We start from the raw sequence: 17,302 nt of genomic DNA on the forward strand, positions 1-17,302 counted from the left end.
AGGAGACATGACGTATCGGCTCGGCGTGGACGTCGGCGGCACGTTCACCGACATCCTGCTGATCGTCGAGGACACCGGCCGGACCTTCCGGGCCAAGACCTCGTCGACGCCCGAGGACCAGTCGATCGGCGTACTGCGCGGGATCGAGCGTGCGTGCGCCGCGGCCGGGATCGGGACGACGGCGATCGGTGAGGTGTTCCACGGCACGACCGTCGCGACCAACGCGATCCTGGAGGGCAAGGGGGCCCGGGTCGGTCTGGTGACGACCGAGGGGTTCCGGCAGGTGCTGCAGATCGCGCGCTCGTTCGTGCCGGGCGGTCTGGCCGGCTGGATCATCTGGCCGAAGCCGGAGCCGCTCGCGGCGCTGGAGGACACGGTCGAGGTCCGGGGCCGGTTCGCGCCGGACGGCGTCGAGGTGACGCCGTTGGACGAGGACGACGTACGGGCGAAGCTCGGCCGGCTGAAGCAGCGTGGGATCGAGGCGCTGAGCATCAGCCTGATCAACTCCTACGCGAACCCGGACCACGAGCAGCGGGTCGCGGCGCTCGCGGCCGAGATCCTGCCCGGCGTGCCGGTGTCGCGCTCGTCGGCGGTGCTGCCCGAGCTGCGTGAGTACGAGCGGACGATCACGACGGTCGCGAACGCGGCGGTCCAGCCGCAGGTGACGCGGTACGTCGCCAACCTCGAGGCGCAGCTGCGCGATTCGGGGGTGCGGGGACGGCTGTGCATCCTGCGCAGCGACGGCGGGCTGGTGTCGGCGAGTGTCGCGGCGGACAGCCCGGTGAACCTGCTGATGTCCGGTCCGGCCGGTGGAGTGACCGGCGCGACCTGGGTCGCGGAGCAGGCCGGCCACCCGGACTTTCTCAGCTTCGACATGGGCGGTACGTCGACGGACGTCGCGCTCGTCCAGGCGCTGACGCCGCGGGTCGGGCGGGAGACGACAGTCGGCGACTTGAAGGTGCGGGCGACCTCGGTCGACGTCCGGACGGTCGGTGCCGGTGGCGGGTCGATCGCGCACGTGCCGCCGCTCACGCAGGCATTGCGGGTCGGTCCGCAGTCGGCGGGCGCGGCTCCCGGGCCGGCGGCGTACGCGGCCGGTGGTACGCAGCCGACCGTTACCGACGCGAACGTCGTACTCGGTTACCTGCCGACCGACCTGGCCGGTGGTGAGATCACGCTCGACCGGGAGGCCGCGCGGGCGGCGGTGAAGCCGATCGCCGACGCGACCGGGCTGTCGTCGGTCGAGGCGGCCGCGGCCGGGATCGTCGACATCGTGAACGAGAACATGTTCGGCGCGCTGCGGCTGGTGTCGATCCAGCAAGGTTTCGACCCGCGCGACTTCGCGCTGGTCGCCTTCGGCGGAGCTGGGCCGTTGCACGCGAACGCGCTGGGCAAGCTGACCGGGGCGTGGCCGGTGATCATCCCGCCGTCGCCGGGCGTCCTGTGTGCGTACGGCGATGCGACGACCAACCTGCGGGACGAGGCGGGGCGCACGCTGGTACGGCGGTTCGGCGAGCTGACCGACGACAGCCTGCGCGAGCTGCTGACCGACCTCGCCGCGAAGGCGCGGGCGACGCTGGTCGAGCAGGGCGAGGACGAGCAGAAGGTCGTCTACTCGGTCGATCTGCGGTACCACGGCCAGGGCTTCGAGATCCCGATCCAGGTCGACCTGGACAGCTTCGACGGGAACGGTGCCGGGCTCGAGACCTTGCGGCAGGCGTTCGACGCCGAGCACCAGCGGCTGTTCTCGTTCGTGCTCGACGCCGAGCACGAGCTGGTCACCGCTCGCGCCACCGCGCACGGGCCGCGGCCCGAGGTCGCTGCTGCCGAGGTGGCCACAGGGGAGACGGATCCGTCGGCCGCGCTGCGGTCGCGGGCGCCGATCTGGGTCGAGGGTGCCGAGGTGAGCGCCGCGATCTACGACCGGGCGCTGCTGCGCGCGGGGAACGTCGTACCCGGTCCGGCGATCGTGACCGAGATGGACTCCACCACTTTGATCCTGCCCGGGCACGCTGCGAGCGTGCATCCCAGCGGCAGCCTGCTGATCCGCCCTGTCGACGAGGAGCTGTGACATGGCCCGCCTGATCGAGACCGCCACCGAACCCCTGGCCCGCGTCGACGTCGACGTGGTCACCCTCGACCTGATCGAGAACGCGCTGCGCAACGCCCGCTACGAGATGGACGAGGTGCTGTTCCGGACGGCGTTGTCCCCGGGCATCCGCGAGCAGCACGACGAGTTCCCGCTGATCGCCGACCCGGCCGGGAAGATGGTCGTCGGGCAGTTCGGGCTGTCGATCCCGGACTTCCTGGCGAACTTCGCGGGCGACATCGAGGACGGCGACGTGCTGCTCACCTCGGACCCGTACTCGTGCGGCGCCGCGATCAGCCACGCGAACGACTGGCTGGTGGTGATCCCGATCTACGTCGACGGCCGGATCGTCGGCTGGTCGGCGATGTTCGGGCACATGTCCGACGTCGGCGGGAAGTCGCCGGCCTCGATGCCGACCGACGCGCGGACGATCTTCGAGGAAGGCGTGGTGATCCCGCCGTTCAAGCTCTACAAGGCCGGCAAGCTCGACGACGACGCGCTCCGGATCATCCTGAACCAGGTCCGCAAGCCGGACTGGAACCGGGCCGACCTGCACGGGATCGTGGCGGCCTGCCGGACCGCGGCGCGCCGGGTGCAGGAGATGTGCGCGCGGTTCGGGGTGCCGACGTACACCTCGGCGCTGGACGCGTTGCTCGACCGGAACTACCGGGCGATGAAGACACTGCTGGAGATGGTGTTCAAGGACGGGGAGACGATCTCGTTCACCGACTACATCTGCGACGACGGGCTCGGGTACGGGCCGTACGAGCTGAAGCTGAGCCTGACCCGGACCGGATCGAAGGTGCTGCTGGACTTCGCCGGCAGCAGCCCGCAGGCGCAGGGGCCGATCAACTACTACCTGAACGAGAACCTGGTCCGGATGTTCTTCGGGATCTACATGATCACGGTCGCGGACCCGCAGATCCTGTGGAACGACGGGTTCTACCCGCTGGTGGACGTGAACATCCCGGACGAGTCGTTCTGGAAGCCGAAGTACCCGGCGGCACTGAACGCGCGCAACCACGGGATCGGGCGGGTGTTCGACCTGTTCGGCGGGCTGCTCGGGCAGACGAACCCGAGCCTGCTGAACGCGGCCGGGTTCTCGTCGTCACCGCATTTCATGTACTCCGGGAACTACGGGCCGGGGGAGCGCAAGGGCGAGTGGTTCCAGCTGTACTCGATCGGGTTCGGCGGGATCCCCGGACGGCCGGTCGGGGACGGGCCGGACGGGCACTCGTTGTGGCCGTCGTTCGTGAACATCCCGTGTGAGTACCTGGAGTCGTACTACCCGCTGCGGATCGAGCGCTGGGAGACGGTCGCGGACACGGGTGGGGCCGGACTGCACCGGGGCGGGAACGGGGTGGATGTCGCCTACCGCTTCCTGGAAGCGGGCACGATCGCGATCCACGACGACCGGTGGCTGACGTATCCGTGGGGCGTGAACGGCGGCGAGCCCGGCGCGCGGTCGCGGAAGTGGCTGGAGCGGGCCGACGGTACCCGGGAGATGCTGGGCAGCAAGGTCCACGACGTACCGGTGGCAGCCGGCGACCTTCTCCACTTTGTCACCTGGGGCGGAGGCGGCTGGGGCGACCCGCTCGCCCGCGACGCTTCGCTGGTCGGACTCGAAGTCCTCCGCGGCCTGATCACGGTGGACGGCGCACGCAGGTACGGCGTCGTGTGCGACGCGGAGGGCGTCGTCGACGAGGCAGCCACCGATGCCCTCCGGGCGGACCTCCGATCCGCACGCCCGGACCCGCTTCCCACCTTCGACAACGGTCCAGGCATAGAAACCATCCTCGCCAATGCGCTTGCCGAGACCGGTCTCCCGGCCCCGCACCCGCCGGTCGCCCGATGAGTTTTACCGAAGGTTTCGACGGTCGGCTCCAACCGGGGAGCCGGCCTGTTCTCCTGCTCGTGGATCTGATGCGGGCCTACTTCGACCCGGCCGGTCCGCTGTGTTTGCCGTCGAAGGATTGTTTGCAGGCGTCGGCCCGATTGCTGCGGGTAGCTCGAGGGTGCAGGGTGCCGGTGGTTCATACCCGGGTTGCGTATGCGGGCGACGGGATGGACGGGGGGATGTTCGTTCGGAAGGTGCCCGCCCTCCGGCAGTTCTTCGGCGGGGGCGGGGCGTCGGGCGAACTCATGGATGAGGTAGCGCCCGTGGAGGGCGAGTTGGTTGTGGTGAAGCAGTATGCGTCGGCGTTCTTCGGGACCTCGTTGGCGTCTGCTCTTCAGGCGCGGGGGATCGACACCGTGGTGCTGGCGGGCGTCAGCACCAGCGGGTGCATCAGAGCCACCGCGGTGGATGCGATCCAGTACGGGTTCGTCCCGCTGGTGGTCAGGGACGCGGTGGGTGACCGTGGTCCGGGTCCGCACGAGGCCAACCTGTTCGACCTGCAGGCCAAGTATGCCGAGGTAGTCAGCGAGCAGACAGCGACCGGCTACTTCGCGGAGGAGCGGTGAGCGTGACGTCGGTGGACCTTGTCGAGATGGCCCCGCGCGACGGCCTCCAGAACGAGGACGCCGTCCTCACCACCGAGGCCAAGCTCGAGCTGATCGATCGCGCCGTCCGCGCCGGCACCAGGCGCATCGAGGTCACCAGCTTCGTGAACCCGAAGCGTGTCCCACAACTCGCCGACGCCGATGAGCTGATGCGGGCCCTCCCGCGGTACGACGGCGTCCGTTACGCCGGCCTGGTGATGAACCAGCGCGGCCTCGACCGGGCCCTCGCCGGCGGCGTCGACGAGATCGACGTGGTGGTCGTCGCCACCGACACCTTCTGCCAACGCAACCAGGGCATGACCACCGCCGAAGCCTGCGCTGTCGCGGCGGACGTCGTCCAAGCGGCCAGAGCAGCGGGGAAGTTCACCACGATCACCGTGGGCGCCGCCTTCGGCTGCCCCTTCGAGGGCGAGGTCCCACCGGCCCGGCTGCGAGCGGTGCTCGAGCAGGTAGTTGCCGCAGGCCCCGATGAGCTCGCGCTGGCGGACACGATCGGCGTCGCCGTACCGACGGACGTGACGGAGCGCACTGCGATCGCACAGGCGGCCGCCGGCGCGGACCTGCCGCTGCGTCTCCACTTGCACGACACCCGCAACACCGCTGCCGCGAACGCGGTCGCGGCTCTGTCGGCCGGCATCACCACCCTCGACACCAGCATCGGCGGTGCCGGCGGCTGCCCGTTCGCCCCGGCGGCAACCGGCAACCTCGCCACCGAGGACCTCCTGTACCTGCTCGACCGCATGGGCTGGACCACAACCGTCGACCTCCAGGAGACCATCACGAACGCCGCCTGGCTGCAGAAGCAGCTCGGCAAGACCCTTCCGAGCGCAGTACTCCGGGCAGGCCCCTTCCCCTGACGTCAGTCGCGGCCGAGGATGCCCTGCTCGTATCCCTTGGCCACCGCGGCCGCGCGATCGGTGACGCTGAGCTTGGTGAAGACGTGGCTGAGATGGGTCTTCACCGTGGCTTCGCTGATGAACAGTTCGCGGGCGATGTCGCGGTTCGGCGTACCTTTCGCGACCAGCTCCAGAACCTGCCGTTCGCGGGCGGCGAGCGGACTCGGCGCCGGCGTACGGACAGCTGTCACGAGCCGGGATGCGACTGCGGGGGAGAGCACGGTGCGACCCTCGGCGGCCTGGCGGACGGCGTTGAACAGGTCGTCCTGCGGTGCGTCCTTCAGGAGGTACCCGGTCGCGCCCGCCTCGATCGCCGGCAGCGTGTCGGTGTCGGTGTCCCACGTGGTGAGCACCAGCACCTTCGAGCGAATACCGCGACGGGTCAGCTCGGTGATCGCGTCGAGCCCGCCACCGCCGGGCATCCGCAGGTCCATCAGGATCACGTCCGGGTCGAGGTCCGCGGCCAGCTCGACCGCCTCCACGCCGTTCGAGGCCTCGCCGAGCACCCTGAAGCCGGCCTCGGCCTCGAACATGCCACGCAGGCCGTTGCGTACCACCGGATGGTCGTCGACGAGGATCAAGGAGATCGCAGTGGTGTCAGGCTCGGTGTCAGGCATGGGGCACCAACGGTACGCGAGCCGACACCGCCGTACCGAAGCCTGGTTCGGCCTCGACGGTGAGGGAGCCGGCGATGCGTTCGGCGCGGGCCCGCATGCCGTCGAGGCCGAAGCCGCCGGTGCGGGTTCGGGCAGGTAGCGACATCGGGTCGAAGCCCTTGCCGTCGTCGCGGACGTCCAACGTGACCTCACTGTCCATGAAGCTCAGAGTTACTCCGACACGGGTGGCGGCGGCGTGCTTGGCCGCGTTGGCCAGCGCCTCCTGGGTGATGCGCAAGATCGTCGCCGAGATCTCGCCGTGCAGGTGCTGCGGTGGCCCGGTGACGGTGAACTCGGCCCGTACGCCGTTGCGCTCGGCCCACTGGTCGACGATCTTCCGCAGCGCTTCCGGGAGCCCGTCGTTCGACAGGCCGACCGGCGCGAGGTTGTGGACCGAACGCCGCGCCTCGCCGAGGCTGTGCCGGGCCAGCTCGGTCGCCATGCCCACGTGGTCCTTGACGGTGGCCGGGTCGGACGTGTTCGCGACGACCTGCAGCTGGGCGATGATGCCGGTCAGCCCCTGCGCGATGGTGTCGTGAATCTCCGCGGCGAGCCGGCGACGTTCGTCCGCGATCCCCGCCTCGCGGGCCTGGACCAGAAGCTGTGCGTGCAGTGCGGCGTTCTCGTCGTGCGCCTGCTGGAGCTCGGCGATCGTGGCGGCCCTGGCCTTCGATCGCGCCTCCTCCTGGTCGGCGAAGTGCTTGGCGACGGTCAGCAGTGCGTTGTTCGCGATCAACAGCCCCCCGAACACCAGCCACCGCGCGGCGTCGTGCACCGGGAGCCCACTGGCCTGAGCTTGGGAGATCGGGACCGAACAGGCGAAGAGCGCGAACCGCCTCTTCCGTCGCCCGGGGATCCGCTCGTCGGCGTCGTAGTACCCCGCTGCGGCGTAGAACGCGAAGAAGCCGTTCAGGAGCGTGAGCACGAGGCTGATCGCCCAGCGCACCGTGTAGTACGCGATGGACGTCCGGTCCGGGGTCGGGTGGTTCCGGGCGATCCGGCTCCAGGACAGCTCCAGGACGAGGGCAGCCCCGACCAGCGCCGCGGCCACGGTCCGCTCGTTGTTGAACGGTGTGATCAGGCCGGCGGTCACCAGGGCGAGGAAGGTGCTCAGGGCCAGCAGGAAGTACGGGGCCCACCGGCGGAAGGTCTCCTGCCGCCGGTCCAGCGCATCAGCTGCCGCCCCTGCTTCCACAGTCACCGTCCCAGTTTGCATTACCGGTTGATCATTCCCACCGGAACCAGCGTGCGGCGACTGCGGTCAGGACCACGGCCCACGCGGCCAGCACGCCCAGGTGGGACCAGGACGGCCAGTCGCCGACCGCTGCCTGGCCCATCGCCCGAGCCGCGGCACCGAACGGTGTGAGCTCGACGATCGTCCGCAGTACGTGCGGCATGGACTGCACCGGCAGCCAGACTCCAGCGCAGAACATGCTCGGGAAGAAGACCGCCGAGCCGATCGCGGTGGCGATCTTCGCGGTCCGCGCGAGTGCCGACACCAGGGCTCCCAGCGCCAGCGCCGCAGCCGCCGCCAGCAGCAGCGACAACGCATAGCCGGCGGCCTCGTGGGGCAGCTGCACGTTGAACGCGATCCGGCCGATCGCGAGGCAAACCAGCGCGGACACGAGAGCGGCTGCACCGTTCAGGCCCATCTGCGCGGTGAGCAGCGCCGACGGCTTGACCGGGGTGGCCGACATCCGGCGCAGGATGCCGCGCTCGCGGTACCCGGTGATGATCGGCGGCATCGTCTGCAGACCGGTCACGATCAGCGCGACCAGAACCAGGATCGGCACGTACAGGTCGATGATCCGCAGCCCGCCCAGGCCGGCGTCGACCTTACGGAACGCGGGGATGCTGCCGAGGATCACCAGCAGCAGCGGCGGGAAGCCGAGGATCCAGAACAGGGTCCCGGGCTCGCGGCGGAACAACTTGGCCTCGGAACGCAGTACGGCGGCCCTGGGCGACATGCGGCGTACTGGTGCGGTGGTGGCGCTCATCGGGTGGCTCCTGTGAGGTCTAGGAACGCGTCGTCGAGGGTGGCGTCGGTGACGCGGAGTTGGTGGGCAGTGATGCGGTGCCGGGCGAGCAGCGACAGGAGAGCGGTCACGGTCTCGTCGGTGCCGCCGAGGGTGATCCGGCCGTCCTTCTGCTCGACGGACGCGAGCGCCGGCAGCCCGGCCAGATCGACGTCGTCGAGCGGGGCCGACGGGGTGAACGAGATGACGGTCGATCCCGCCGTACGGCTGATCAGGCCCTGCGGTGTGTCGAGCGCGGTGATCTTGCCCTTGTCGATGACCGCGATCCGGTCACACAGTCGCTGGGCCTCCTCCATGAAGTGCGTGACCAGGAGGACGGTGACGCCGCGGGCGCGGACGTCCTCGACGACCTCCCAGGTGTCGCGACGGGCGCGCGGGTCGAGGCCGGTGGTCAGCTCGTCGAGTACGACGACGCGCGGGTTGCCGATCAGCGCGAGCGCGATGAACAGCCGCTGCTTCTGGCCGCCGCTGAGTACGCCGAAGCGGGACGTCAGCTGGTCGGTCAGGCCGAGCCGCTCGGCCAGCGGGCGCCAGTCGGCCGGGTTCGGGTACAGGGCGGCGTACAGCTCGAGGGCCTCGCGGACCGTGAGCTTGGCCTGCAGTTCGCTCTCCTGGAGCTGGGCGCCGAGGACCTGGGTGACGGCCGCGTGGTCGGCGACCGGGTCGAGCCCGGCGACGCGGACCAGGCCGCTGTCGGGGACCCGCAGTCCCTCGACGCATTCGACCGTGGTGGTCTTGCCGGCGCCGTTCGGGCCGAGGATCCCGAAGATCTCGCCCTCGTCGACGGTGAAGGACAGGTCGTCGACGACGGCGCGGCCGCCGTACGACTTACGCAGGTTGCCGACTTCGACGATCGGCCTGTTCGTGGTCATGGCTAGAGCTTCGCCGAACGACCACCCCGCGGGCATCGCCCATCGGGATGCAGGCGGGATCAGCCAAATGGCTGATCCCGCCGTACAACTGGAGCTGTTGGCTAGTTGACCGTGATCTTGTCGACCTCGATCGTCAGGCCCTTGACGAGCGGCGTCGACGTACCGGTCGTCACCGTGCCGACCCCCTTCTGCACCCCCTTGATGTTCATCGAGTAGGTCAGCGATCCACCGGGCGCACCCGGCGTCGACGTGATCCGGTAGTCCTCGGTGGGCGGACCGGTGATCTGGCTGCCCGACGTGCCGTCGGAGTTCTCGGCGCCGACCGTCAGGCCGTAGCCCGCGGGCGGGGCGCCCGGAAGGTTGGTGCCGTCGTAGGCGTAGGTGATGTCCTCGGTGCCGTCGATGCCGATCCACTGCTGGAAGACCTTCAGCGGGCCGGACGTGCCGAAGAGGTTCAGCCGCCACTCGACGACGATCCAGTTGTTGACGCCGTCGGTCAGGATGGTTGCGAAGACGCCCGGAGCGCCGGTGCCGTCCAGGTCGGTCCAGTACGGCGCGAGCACGTTGTTCGGCCGAGCCGGGTCGGGCAGCGTCTGCGGCGTCGGTATGACGTCGTCACCGGTGGCGCCGCCGGCGACGGTGTAGCCGTCCGACGTCACCCCGATCCGGGTGTACGTCTGACCGGCGTACACGAACGGCGGAACGTTGAAGTTGAGCGCCTGCTCGTCACCGATCGGTATCGCGCTGGTGAACCCGTCTAGCGGGACGTATCCGAAGAGCGAGCCGGGGGCGATGACCGGCTTGTCGGGCTGGCGGCCGGCCAGCGTCTTGGTTGTGGTTGCGGTCTGGGTGCCGACCTTCGTGGCGCCGGTGACGCTGTTCAGGCGCAGCTGCGAGCTGAGCGTGCTCACCGCGGTCACGCTCGTCGTCTTCAGGCTGTTGTTCTGCACGGTGACTGTGCAGGTCGACTGGCCGGTGTTGCGCGCGATGGTGGACGGCGTACAGGTCTGGTCGACCGGCACGATGCCTTCCTGGCGGAAGAACGCGACCGGCAGGTGCAGGGCCCGGCTGCCGCCGACCTGCTTGAGGTTGACCTGGCCGAAGTACTGTCCGTCGGGCAGGTCAGGTGCGGTGATCGCGATCGTCAGCTTCTGCGTCTTACCGGGCTTCACCTGGAACAGCGGCGGCAGCACGGTGACGCTCGCGCCGTTGACCGTCGTACCGGTCGCGGTGAAGGTCAGCGTCTGGTTGGTGACGTTCTTGACGGTCCGCTCGGCCGTGATCAGACCCGGCATGGTCGGTGCGTTCACCGACGGCAGGTTGAGGTCGATCCGGTTCAGCGCGTCGGTTGCCGCGGCCGCGTAGTTGGCTGCGGTCTCGTCGAAGGTCAGACCGGGGTCCCCGGCCTTGGTGAGGTCGATGCGGCCGCCGCCCATGTCGAACGGGTCGGCCTGGGTGGTCCGGTCCGGCTTCTTGACCGCGGTCTTCGCGGTCGTCTCCAGCGCGGACTTGACCTGGCCCGGCGTCCATGACGGATGCAGGGCGAAGACCAGCGCCGCGGAACCGGCGACGTGCGGGGACGACATCGACGTACCGGCGATCACCTGGTAGAGGTTTCCGGGCGGTCCTTCGGCCGCCGACTCCGGCGTCGGCGTCAGGCCGGCCATGATCTGCAGGCCGGGCGCGGTGACGTCGGGCTTGAGGAAATCACCACCGGGGCCGCGCGACGAGAAGTACGTCATCACGTCGCCCTGCCACGTGGTCTTGGCGCCCTGGGTGAACGTCGCCGTGGTGCCTGGGTGTGCGGCGAGGAACGCGAGCAGCGTGTCGGCGTCGGGCTTCTCGAGTTGGACGCTCGGCAGCCAGTGGTTGTCGGTGAACACGTCGAACGGAGCGGCGTTGTACATCAGCATTCCGGCCGCGCCGCCCTGCCTGACGTTGAAGCCCTTCAGCACGCGGCCCGAGGTGAACTGACACGCGACGATCTTGCCCGTGAACACGCCCGGTGACGCCGGAGTGTTGCATGTCGCGTCGGTGTATCCCGGAGTACTGCCGGCGATCACGACGGGCGTCGGCGTACTGATGCCCGCGGTGATCGACGCCCCGGAGACAGTGGCGGTCGCGCCGCCGCCGGACAGCGTGACCGTCGAGCGGAACGTACGGCTCTGCGTGGACGCAGCGACCGTGGTGACCCATGGGCTGCGGTGGTCGGTCGTGTTCGCACCCGGCCCGGAGTTGCCGGCCGAGGCGGCGACGAACACGCCGGCGGCGTACGCGTCCAGGAAGGCGAGCTCGACCGGGTCGCTGTACGGGTCGGCGCCGCCGGAGATCGAGAAGTTGATCACCCGTACGCCGTCCAGGATCGCCTGCGCGACCGCCTGCACCGAGTCGGACGGGAAGCAGCCCTCGGCGCCGCAGACCTTGTAGACCGAGACCTCCGCGGCCGGGGCGATCCCGAGGATTGCGCCGCGGTCGATTCCGAGCGGGTTCGCGTGCGCGACCGCGCCGCCGGCCGACGTCGAGGCGGTGTGGGTGCCGTGACCGTTGGAGTCGCGCGCGCTATCGGGGTAGATCTCGCCGCCGATGACCGAGTTGTACGTGTCCAGGAACGGCTGACCGCCGATCAGCTTGCGGTTGCAGACGAAGACGTCGGTCGCCGGTGTCAGCGGGTTGTCGCCGAAGTTGCAGGTCCGCGGCGTCCCGTCGGCCTTGGGCGCCGGTGCGGGCAGGTTGCCCGGGTCCGCGAACGACGGGTGCTCTGGCCACGCGCCGCTGTCGAGGACGCCGACGATGATGCCCTTGCCGGAGTTGGCCGAGCCGCCGAGTTGGTTGTAGATCGTCGGCGCGCCGATGAACTCGCCGCTGGAGTCCGTGAGCATCTGCTGCAGGTTGTCCTGCTGGACCGCGGCGACACCGGGCAGCTTGAGCAGATCCCGTGCCTTGTTCGCCTGCACGGTGAGCGCCATACCGCCGTACACCGTGCGCAGCTTCGCGCCCGCCTTCGCGCTCGGGACCTTGTCCCGCATGGCGGCGAGGAACGAGTCCTCGACCGAGGCTACGTGTTTGAGGTACTTCGTCGAGTTTGCGCTCTTCGGATCGAGACGCTTGCCGGTGACCGCCGGGCTGGTGCCGGGCAGGCCCTTGAGCCCGCCGCGGTACGCCGACAGCGAGTCGTAGTCGAGCTTCACGACCACCCGGACCTGTTTGGCCGAAGTGCTGTTCACGAGGGCCGGGTCGCTCTTGGCGAGCTGACCGCTGGGCGACTTTGCGCCGTTGACCGTGTTCGCGACCGTCAACGGGGTCGCGGTCCAGGGCCGGCCGTTCGGGGCGGTGGGGGACGGGTCGGCCGCGGACGCGTTCAGGACAGGCAGCGTCGCGGCGACGAGCAGACCGGCGGACAAGCCGGCCACAGTGCGTCTAGTGGTACGTAGGTGAATCGGTGACCTCATGCGTGGGCCTCCAGTGCGGACGGATCACGCCGCCACGGCAGGAGACATCGCGAGACGTCGGGACGACGCCCCGTCGAGCCAGCAGACCCCCCAGCCCTGTGACCGAACCCTTCCCCCCGGGACCGGCGTACGACGGACGCCCCCACGGCGCCCGCCTGCCCAGAGGCTATGCGACAACCCACCCCCACACCAGACCTCAGCCCCCACTGGTCTGGTAGCCGCCGTAACCCCGGCAGGCAACTAGGAAAGCCGAAGGAGAGAAGAGATTTAGGGGGTGGCAGCTTCGGCCGCCAGCCGGAGGTTCGCAAGGAAGGCCGAAGAAAGAAGAGGTTCAGGGTGGTGGCAGGCTCCGTGAGCGGCCGGAGGTTCTTCGCGTGGCATCAGCAGATCGACTCACCGTCATGGGGAAGCTGGGGCTAGCAGCGGCCACCTTGAGATCTGGATAAGCCTCAGAGCATTAAGAGGAGATTCAGAGCAGTGGTCAGCCTCAGCGGCCACCTGTCAGTTTGCTCTTCTGCTTAGCGCATCAGGCCAGGCATCGCCCTCTATGCTCGAGGAAACCAAGTTGCAACCCCTCGCGCCCGGCGGTCCTCGGCTTGTGCCTGCTGGGGGCGTAAGCACGATCCCTGCCAGCACAGCGACCTGCTCCATCGCCAGTTCGTGAAGGGCTGCAGTTCCCCGACGCTGCACGGAATGCGTCGTGCCCAGGCGAAGCCGGCACTCATGCCGCGACCATCCGCTCCTCGCAGAGACTGCCCTCTCAACGTCGCAACCCTGACCTTGTCGGCAGCCTCCGCGGCCAGGTTCGCGGCGGCTGCGTGGTGCGCCTGTTCGTCTTGTAAATAAGGGGTTCCAGCGGTTCCACCGATTTGGCGTGCCGGTCCAGAGTGTGTAGAATCGAACACATGTTCGACATAGATCTGGAGCAGCTGTCGACGGCCGACCTACTCGAGTCCGCCGCCGAACACCGCGCGACGGCCAACCAGGCCGACACGCGGCTGCTGCAGCACGCCCAGATCTACGCCGACCGCCACCACCCGTCGGTCTGCGCCACCCGCCCGATCCGTCCCGGCCGCCGGGTGGCCGATGGGCGGGAACGGGCGGTGGTGCTGGGCGGTGAGGGCTGCCCGGAGATCGCGGAGTTCGCGATCGCCGAGTTCGGTGTCGTGCTCGGCATCTCCCCGATGGTCGCCTCCGGGCTCCTCGGTGAGGCTTTGGCGTTGCGGCACCGGTTCCCGTTCACCTGGGCCCGCGTCCTGTCCGGTGACGCCACCGCCTGGAAGGCGCGCCGGCTGGTCGCCGACTGCGTGAAGCTGTCCGAAGAAGCCGCCCGGTACGTCGACCAGCGCGTCGCGCCGCTGATCGACGCCATCACCCCGTACCGCCTGGACAAGATCATCCGCGCCGCCAAACTCCACGCCGCCCCCGACCAAGCCCGCACCGAAGCCGCCGAGGCCGCCGGCGAACGCGGCGTGTTCATCGGCCGCAGCGACGCCCACGGCAACAAAACCATCTACGCCAAAGCCCCCGCCGGCGCAGTCATCCGCCACGACGCCACCATCACCGCCATCGCCGACGCCCTCAAAACCTTCGGCGACACCCGCCACCTCCAACACCGCCGCGCCGACGCCCTCGGCATCATCAGCGACCCGCGCTTCACCCAAGAACTCCTCACCCAAGCCCGCAACCACCGCGCCGCACCTGCGACCACCGCCGCAGACACCGCCGTCGACACCGCGCCCGTCGACGCCTCGAGTCCGGCCTGGACGCCTGCTCGGCGTTCGTCCAAGGCGAACTCCCAAGCGGCCTCTGGCTTGCGGGCCCCGAACACAGACACCCAATCCCCGGATGCACGATCGCCTGCAACGGACCGCAGTACATCCATCGCGCCCGCCGTGTTGAGCCCGCCCGACCGTTCGAGCGACGCACCGTGGACGACGCCGGACCCGGCCCCCGGCGGCATCGCGGCGCGCTCGACGGGTTCGCCGTACGTCGGCCCACGCAACCGCTCGACTGACGCACCGCGCCGGTCCGCAGACCCTGCCTGTGATGGCGATGCGGCGCGCCCGGCAAGCCCGCCGGACGACAGCCCGGGCGACCGCTGGGACGACAGCCCGGGCGACCGCTGGGACGACACCCCGCCAACGCGGGCCACGTCGGCCGACAGTCCATCGCTGAGTCGCGATGGACTCGAGGTGCGCCCGACACACCCGCCGTACGATCGCCCGGACGATCGCTGGGACGACACCCCGCCAACGCGGTGCACGTCGGCCGAGCTGAGTCGCGACGGACTGCAGGTGCGCCCGGCAAGCCCGCCGTACGACGGCCCGGGCGATCGCTGGGACGACACCTCGCGCACGCGGTGCACGTCGGCCGACGGTCCATCGCTGAGTCGCGATGGACTGCAGGTGCGCCCGGCAAGCCCGCCGGACGAGGGCCCGGATGGCGGTGACGATCGCGTGGCTGAGTCCGTGGAGTTGCGGGAGCCTCCGTTGGAGGACGGTGTGGGGCCGTACGATCCCGATCCGCCGAGTGATCCGTTCGACAGTCGACTACCCGGATACATTCCCGGTCCGCGCAGTGAGCCCGACGAGGGTGTGCCGATGGATGCATCCGCGCAGCGGGCGCTCGACGCACGCCTTGCCCAGATCAAACGTGACGCCTACGCCAACCCCGCCGACCCCGCGAACTCCGCGAACTCCGCGGGTCGGAGCGGTGGACAGGTGCGTCCTGGGCAGACCGAGGTCTTCGTGCACCTCACCGACCTCACCCTGGCCACCGGGACCGGTGTGCTGCGCGCCGAGGGGATCGGGCCGTTGCTGGCCGAGCAGCTCACCGAACTCGTCGGCCACGGCCCGTACACGGTCAAGCCGGTCATCGACCTCAACGACGCCGTCAGTGTCGACGCCTACGAGATCCCCATCCGGATCCGCGAACGGGTACGGCTGACCTACCCGGTGGAGCTGTTCCCGTACGGAACCCGTGAAAGTCACCGTGCGATCGATCTGGATCACATCGAGCCCTATGACCCGTACGGTCCAGGCGGGCAGACCAGCACCGGGAACCTGGCGCCGCTGAGTCGATTTGCTCATCGGGTGAAGACGCATGCCCGCGGGTGGGATGTTCAGCGCGTTGACCACAAGACGCTGGAGTGGACGACGCCGCACGGGTTCATGTTCGAGGTCGGCCCGACCGGGACGCACCGCCTGCCCAACCGCACACCGGACAGCTGATCCAGGGGCCGGTCGGCAGACCCGGTCGAGCCCTAGAGAACCTTTCTCTTGTCTTTCTTCTGAGCTGCGGCTGATCGCCAGAGCCAGCCACCACTCTGAATTCCTCTGTCTTCCTTCTTGGTTGGGGTGGTGGGTTGACCTGGTGTGCGCTCCAGGTTGGATGGTCGGGGGCATGACTTTTCCTACTTCACCGTTGGTGCTCGGCGCGATGATGTTTGGTACGGCGATCGACGAGGACACGTCGTTCGCGTTGCTTGATCGGTTCGTGGAGCGGGGCGGGGTCTGGATCGATACCGCTGATTGTTATGCGTTCTGGGCCAGTGACGACGGGCGTGGCGGCGCAAGTGAGCGGGTGCTCGGGCGGTGGCTGGCCGCGCGTCCCGGCGTACGGGACCGGATTCGGATCGCCACCAAGGTCGGCGCGGAACCACTCTGGGCGGGTTCGTGGCCGGAGCAGCGCGCGGGCCTCGGCCGGCGGGCGATCCACGACGCGTTCGCGGGCAGCCTCGAGCGACTCGGCATCGAGTACGTCGACCTGCTGTGGCTCCACCAGGAGGACCGCCGTACACCGATCGAGGAAACCGTGGACGCCGTTGCCGAACTCAAAGGCCAGGTACGACGCGTCGGCGCCTCGAACCACCCGGCCTGGCGGATCGAACAAGCCCGCACTCATGCCCTGTCCAAAGGATTCACGCCCATCGACGCCCTACAACTGAGCGCCACCTACCTACGCGTCCGCCCGGGCACCCTGCCGGAGGCGACAGCCCACCCGTTCGGCCAGCTCAGCGAGGAACAGCTGGATCACGCGCGCGAACACCGGATGGAGGTCTGGGCCTACACCCCGCTCCTGGCCGGCGCGTACGACAACCCGGACAAGCAGATCCCGGAGGCGTTTGACCACCTGGGCAACACCCGCCGCCTCGCCGCCCTGGACGACGTCGCCCAGCAGACCGGCGCGGCCCGCGGCCAGGTCGTCCTAGCCTGGCTGGTTGCCCAAGGCATCCGTCCGATGCTCGGCGGCAGCAAACTCCACCAGCTCGAATCAGCTCTCGACGCCGTCGCGCTGACCCTCACCGAGGACCAGCTCAAGCAGCTCGACGTCCGCTAGCTACCGGTTCGCACGGAGGCTCTGGGCGAGATCGTCCAGAGCCGGGAGCGCGTCGATGATCGTCCGGGCCGACGCTTCCGGCAACTGGTCCAGACAGGCGCCGAGGGCCTCCGTGCGGAGCAGCTTGACGCGTTCGTGCAGCTGCCGGCCGGCGTCGGTGGCTTCGACGCGGACCGCGCGCAGGTCGTCCGGGTTCGGATCGCGCTGGATCAGCCCGAGCTCGGTCAGCCGGCCGACCACCCGCGACAGCATGGTCGGATTGAGCCCCTCGAGCTGGGCCAGTTCGGTCAGCCCGAGCGGGCCACGGAACGTGATCAGTCCGAGGACGGACGCCTGCGTCGGCGTCAGGCCCTCGTCGGTCGCCGTGGCGTTGAGCTCCCGCGCCAGCTTGGAGATCACGCCGCGAAGCTTGCTCAACGTCTCGGTGTCAGTCATGTCACCCCTTTATTGCCTGCCAGCAA

At 69.4% G+C, this 17,302-nt stretch carries 12 protein-coding genes; 6 read left to right on the plus strand and 6 right to left on the minus strand.

From position 1 onward, the window contains the following. Positions 1-7 precede the first annotated feature (7 nt). Genes ABT313_RS12340 through ABT313_RS12355 form a run of 4 tightly spaced genes read left to right on the plus strand, consistent with a single transcriptional unit; the run spans position 8 to position 5,448 of the window. Complete coding sequence (locus tag ABT313_RS12340) at positions 8-2,071, plus strand: hydantoinase/oxoprolinase family protein (RefSeq protein ID WP_350851515.1); 2,064 nt, start codon at positions 8-10, stop codon at positions 2,069-2,071. Between the two features lies 1 nt (position 2,072). Then, the gene (locus ABT313_RS12345) at positions 2,073-3,944 is read left to right on the plus strand and encodes a hydantoinase B/oxoprolinase family protein (RefSeq protein WP_350851518.1); all 1,872 of its coding nucleotides are present in this window, start codon (positions 2,073-2,075) and stop codon (positions 3,942-3,944) included. Further along, entirely contained in the window at positions 3,941-4,552 is a 612-nt protein-coding gene (locus tag ABT313_RS12350; RefSeq protein WP_350851520.1) for an isochorismatase family protein, read from the plus strand. Before ABT313_RS12345 ends, ABT313_RS12350 begins: the two co-directional genes overlap by 4 nt. Before the next feature lie 2 nt (positions 4,553-4,554). Continuing rightward, complete coding sequence (locus ABT313_RS12355; RefSeq protein WP_350851522.1) at positions 4,555-5,448, plus strand: hydroxymethylglutaryl-CoA lyase; 894 nt, start codon at positions 4,555-4,557, stop codon at positions 5,446-5,448. Positions 5,449-5,450: 2 nt separating this feature from the next. On the opposite strand, the gene ABT313_RS12360 is transcribed toward ABT313_RS12355, so the two are convergent. The 5 genes from ABT313_RS12360 to ABT313_RS12380 all read right to left on the minus strand — a co-directional run bounded on the left by ABT313_RS12360 (position 5,451) and on the right by ABT313_RS12380 (position 12,461). After that, positions 5,451-6,104 carry a response regulator gene (locus ABT313_RS12360; protein WP_350851523.1) on the minus strand — a complete coding sequence of 218 codons (654 nt, stop codon included), beginning with the start codon at positions 6,102-6,104 and terminating at the stop codon, positions 5,451-5,453. Then, positions 6,097-7,344: a sensor histidine kinase gene (locus ABT313_RS12365; RefSeq protein ID WP_350851525.1), complete on the minus strand. Its 1,248-nt coding sequence runs from the start codon at positions 7,342-7,344 to the stop codon at positions 6,097-6,099. The genes ABT313_RS12360 and ABT313_RS12365 overlap by 8 nt, the downstream gene beginning before the upstream one ends. 25 nt (positions 7,345-7,369) lie before the next feature. Beyond that, positions 7,370-8,140, minus strand: a complete 771-nt coding sequence (locus ABT313_RS12370; RefSeq protein ID WP_350851527.1) for an ABC transporter permease — start codon at positions 8,138-8,140, stop codon at positions 7,370-7,372. Then, the gene (locus tag ABT313_RS12375) at positions 8,137-9,051 is read right to left on the minus strand and encodes an ABC transporter ATP-binding protein (protein ID WP_350851529.1); all 915 of its coding nucleotides are present in this window, start codon (positions 9,049-9,051) and stop codon (positions 8,137-8,139) included. The genes ABT313_RS12370 and ABT313_RS12375 overlap by 4 nt, the downstream gene beginning before the upstream one ends. 101 nt (positions 9,052-9,152) lie before the next feature. After that, the gene (locus ABT313_RS12380) at positions 9,153-12,461 is read right to left on the minus strand and encodes a S8 family serine peptidase (protein ID WP_350851531.1); all 3,309 of its coding nucleotides are present in this window, start codon (positions 12,459-12,461) and stop codon (positions 9,153-9,155) included. 944 nt (positions 12,462-13,405) lie between these two features. Between ABT313_RS12380 and ABT313_RS12385 the strand changes: the two genes are divergently transcribed. Together ABT313_RS12385 and ABT313_RS12390 are read left to right on the plus strand one after the other, a co-directional pair. After that, positions 13,406-15,733 (plus strand): hypothetical protein, encoded by a 2,328-nt coding sequence (locus ABT313_RS12385; RefSeq protein WP_350851533.1) that lies wholly within the window; start codon positions 13,406-13,408, stop codon positions 15,731-15,733. Positions 15,734-15,905: 172 nt separating this feature from the next. Next, on the plus strand, positions 15,906-16,841 hold the full coding sequence (locus ABT313_RS12390; RefSeq protein WP_350851534.1) for an aldo/keto reductase: 936 nt from the start codon (positions 15,906-15,908) through the stop codon (positions 16,839-16,841). Here ABT313_RS12390 and ABT313_RS12395 read toward each other — a convergent pair whose 3' ends face one another. Further along, complete coding sequence (locus ABT313_RS12395; RefSeq protein ID WP_350851535.1) at positions 16,842-17,276, minus strand: MarR family winged helix-turn-helix transcriptional regulator; 435 nt, start codon at positions 17,274-17,276, stop codon at positions 16,842-16,844. Positions 17,277-17,302: the final 26 nt, after the last annotated feature.

Origin of the sequence: Kribbella sp. NPDC000426 (assembly GCF_040300265.1) — a bacterium.
Lineage (GTDB): Bacteria > Actinomycetota > Actinomycetes > Propionibacteriales > Kribbellaceae > Kribbella.

What these genes read in the sequence shown, in the direction of transcription:
- ABT313_RS12350 (WP_350851520.1), top strand. Translation starts at nt 3,941, where the DNA reads ATGAGTTTTACCGAAGGTTTCGACGGTCGGCTCCAACCGGGGAGCCGG.
- ABT313_RS12390 (WP_350851534.1), top strand. Translation starts at nt 15,906, where the DNA reads ATGACTTTTCCTACTTCACCGTTGGTGCTCGGCGCGATGATGTTTGGT.
- ABT313_RS12375 (WP_350851529.1), bottom strand. Translation starts at nt 9,051, where the DNA reads ATGACCACGAACAGGCCGATCGTCGAAGTCGGCAACCTGCGTAAGTCG.
- ABT313_RS12395 (WP_350851535.1), bottom strand. Translation starts at nt 17,276, where the DNA reads ATGACTGACACCGAGACGTTGAGCAAGCTTCGCGGCGTGATCTCCAAG.
- ABT313_RS12360 (WP_350851523.1), bottom strand. Translation starts at nt 6,104, where the DNA reads ATGCCTGACACCGAGCCTGACACCACTGCGATCTCCTTGATCCTCGTC.
- ABT313_RS12345 (WP_350851518.1), top strand. Translation starts at nt 2,073, where the DNA reads ATGGCCCGCCTGATCGAGACCGCCACCGAACCCCTGGCCCGCGTCGAC.
- ABT313_RS12340 (WP_350851515.1), top strand. Translation starts at nt 8, where the DNA reads ATGACGTATCGGCTCGGCGTGGACGTCGGCGGCACGTTCACCGACATC.
- ABT313_RS12385 (WP_350851533.1), top strand. Translation starts at nt 13,406, where the DNA reads ATGTTCGACATAGATCTGGAGCAGCTGTCGACGGCCGACCTACTCGAG.
- ABT313_RS12370 (WP_350851527.1), bottom strand. Translation starts at nt 8,140, where the DNA reads ATGAGCGCCACCACCGCACCAGTACGCCGCATGTCGCCCAGGGCCGCC.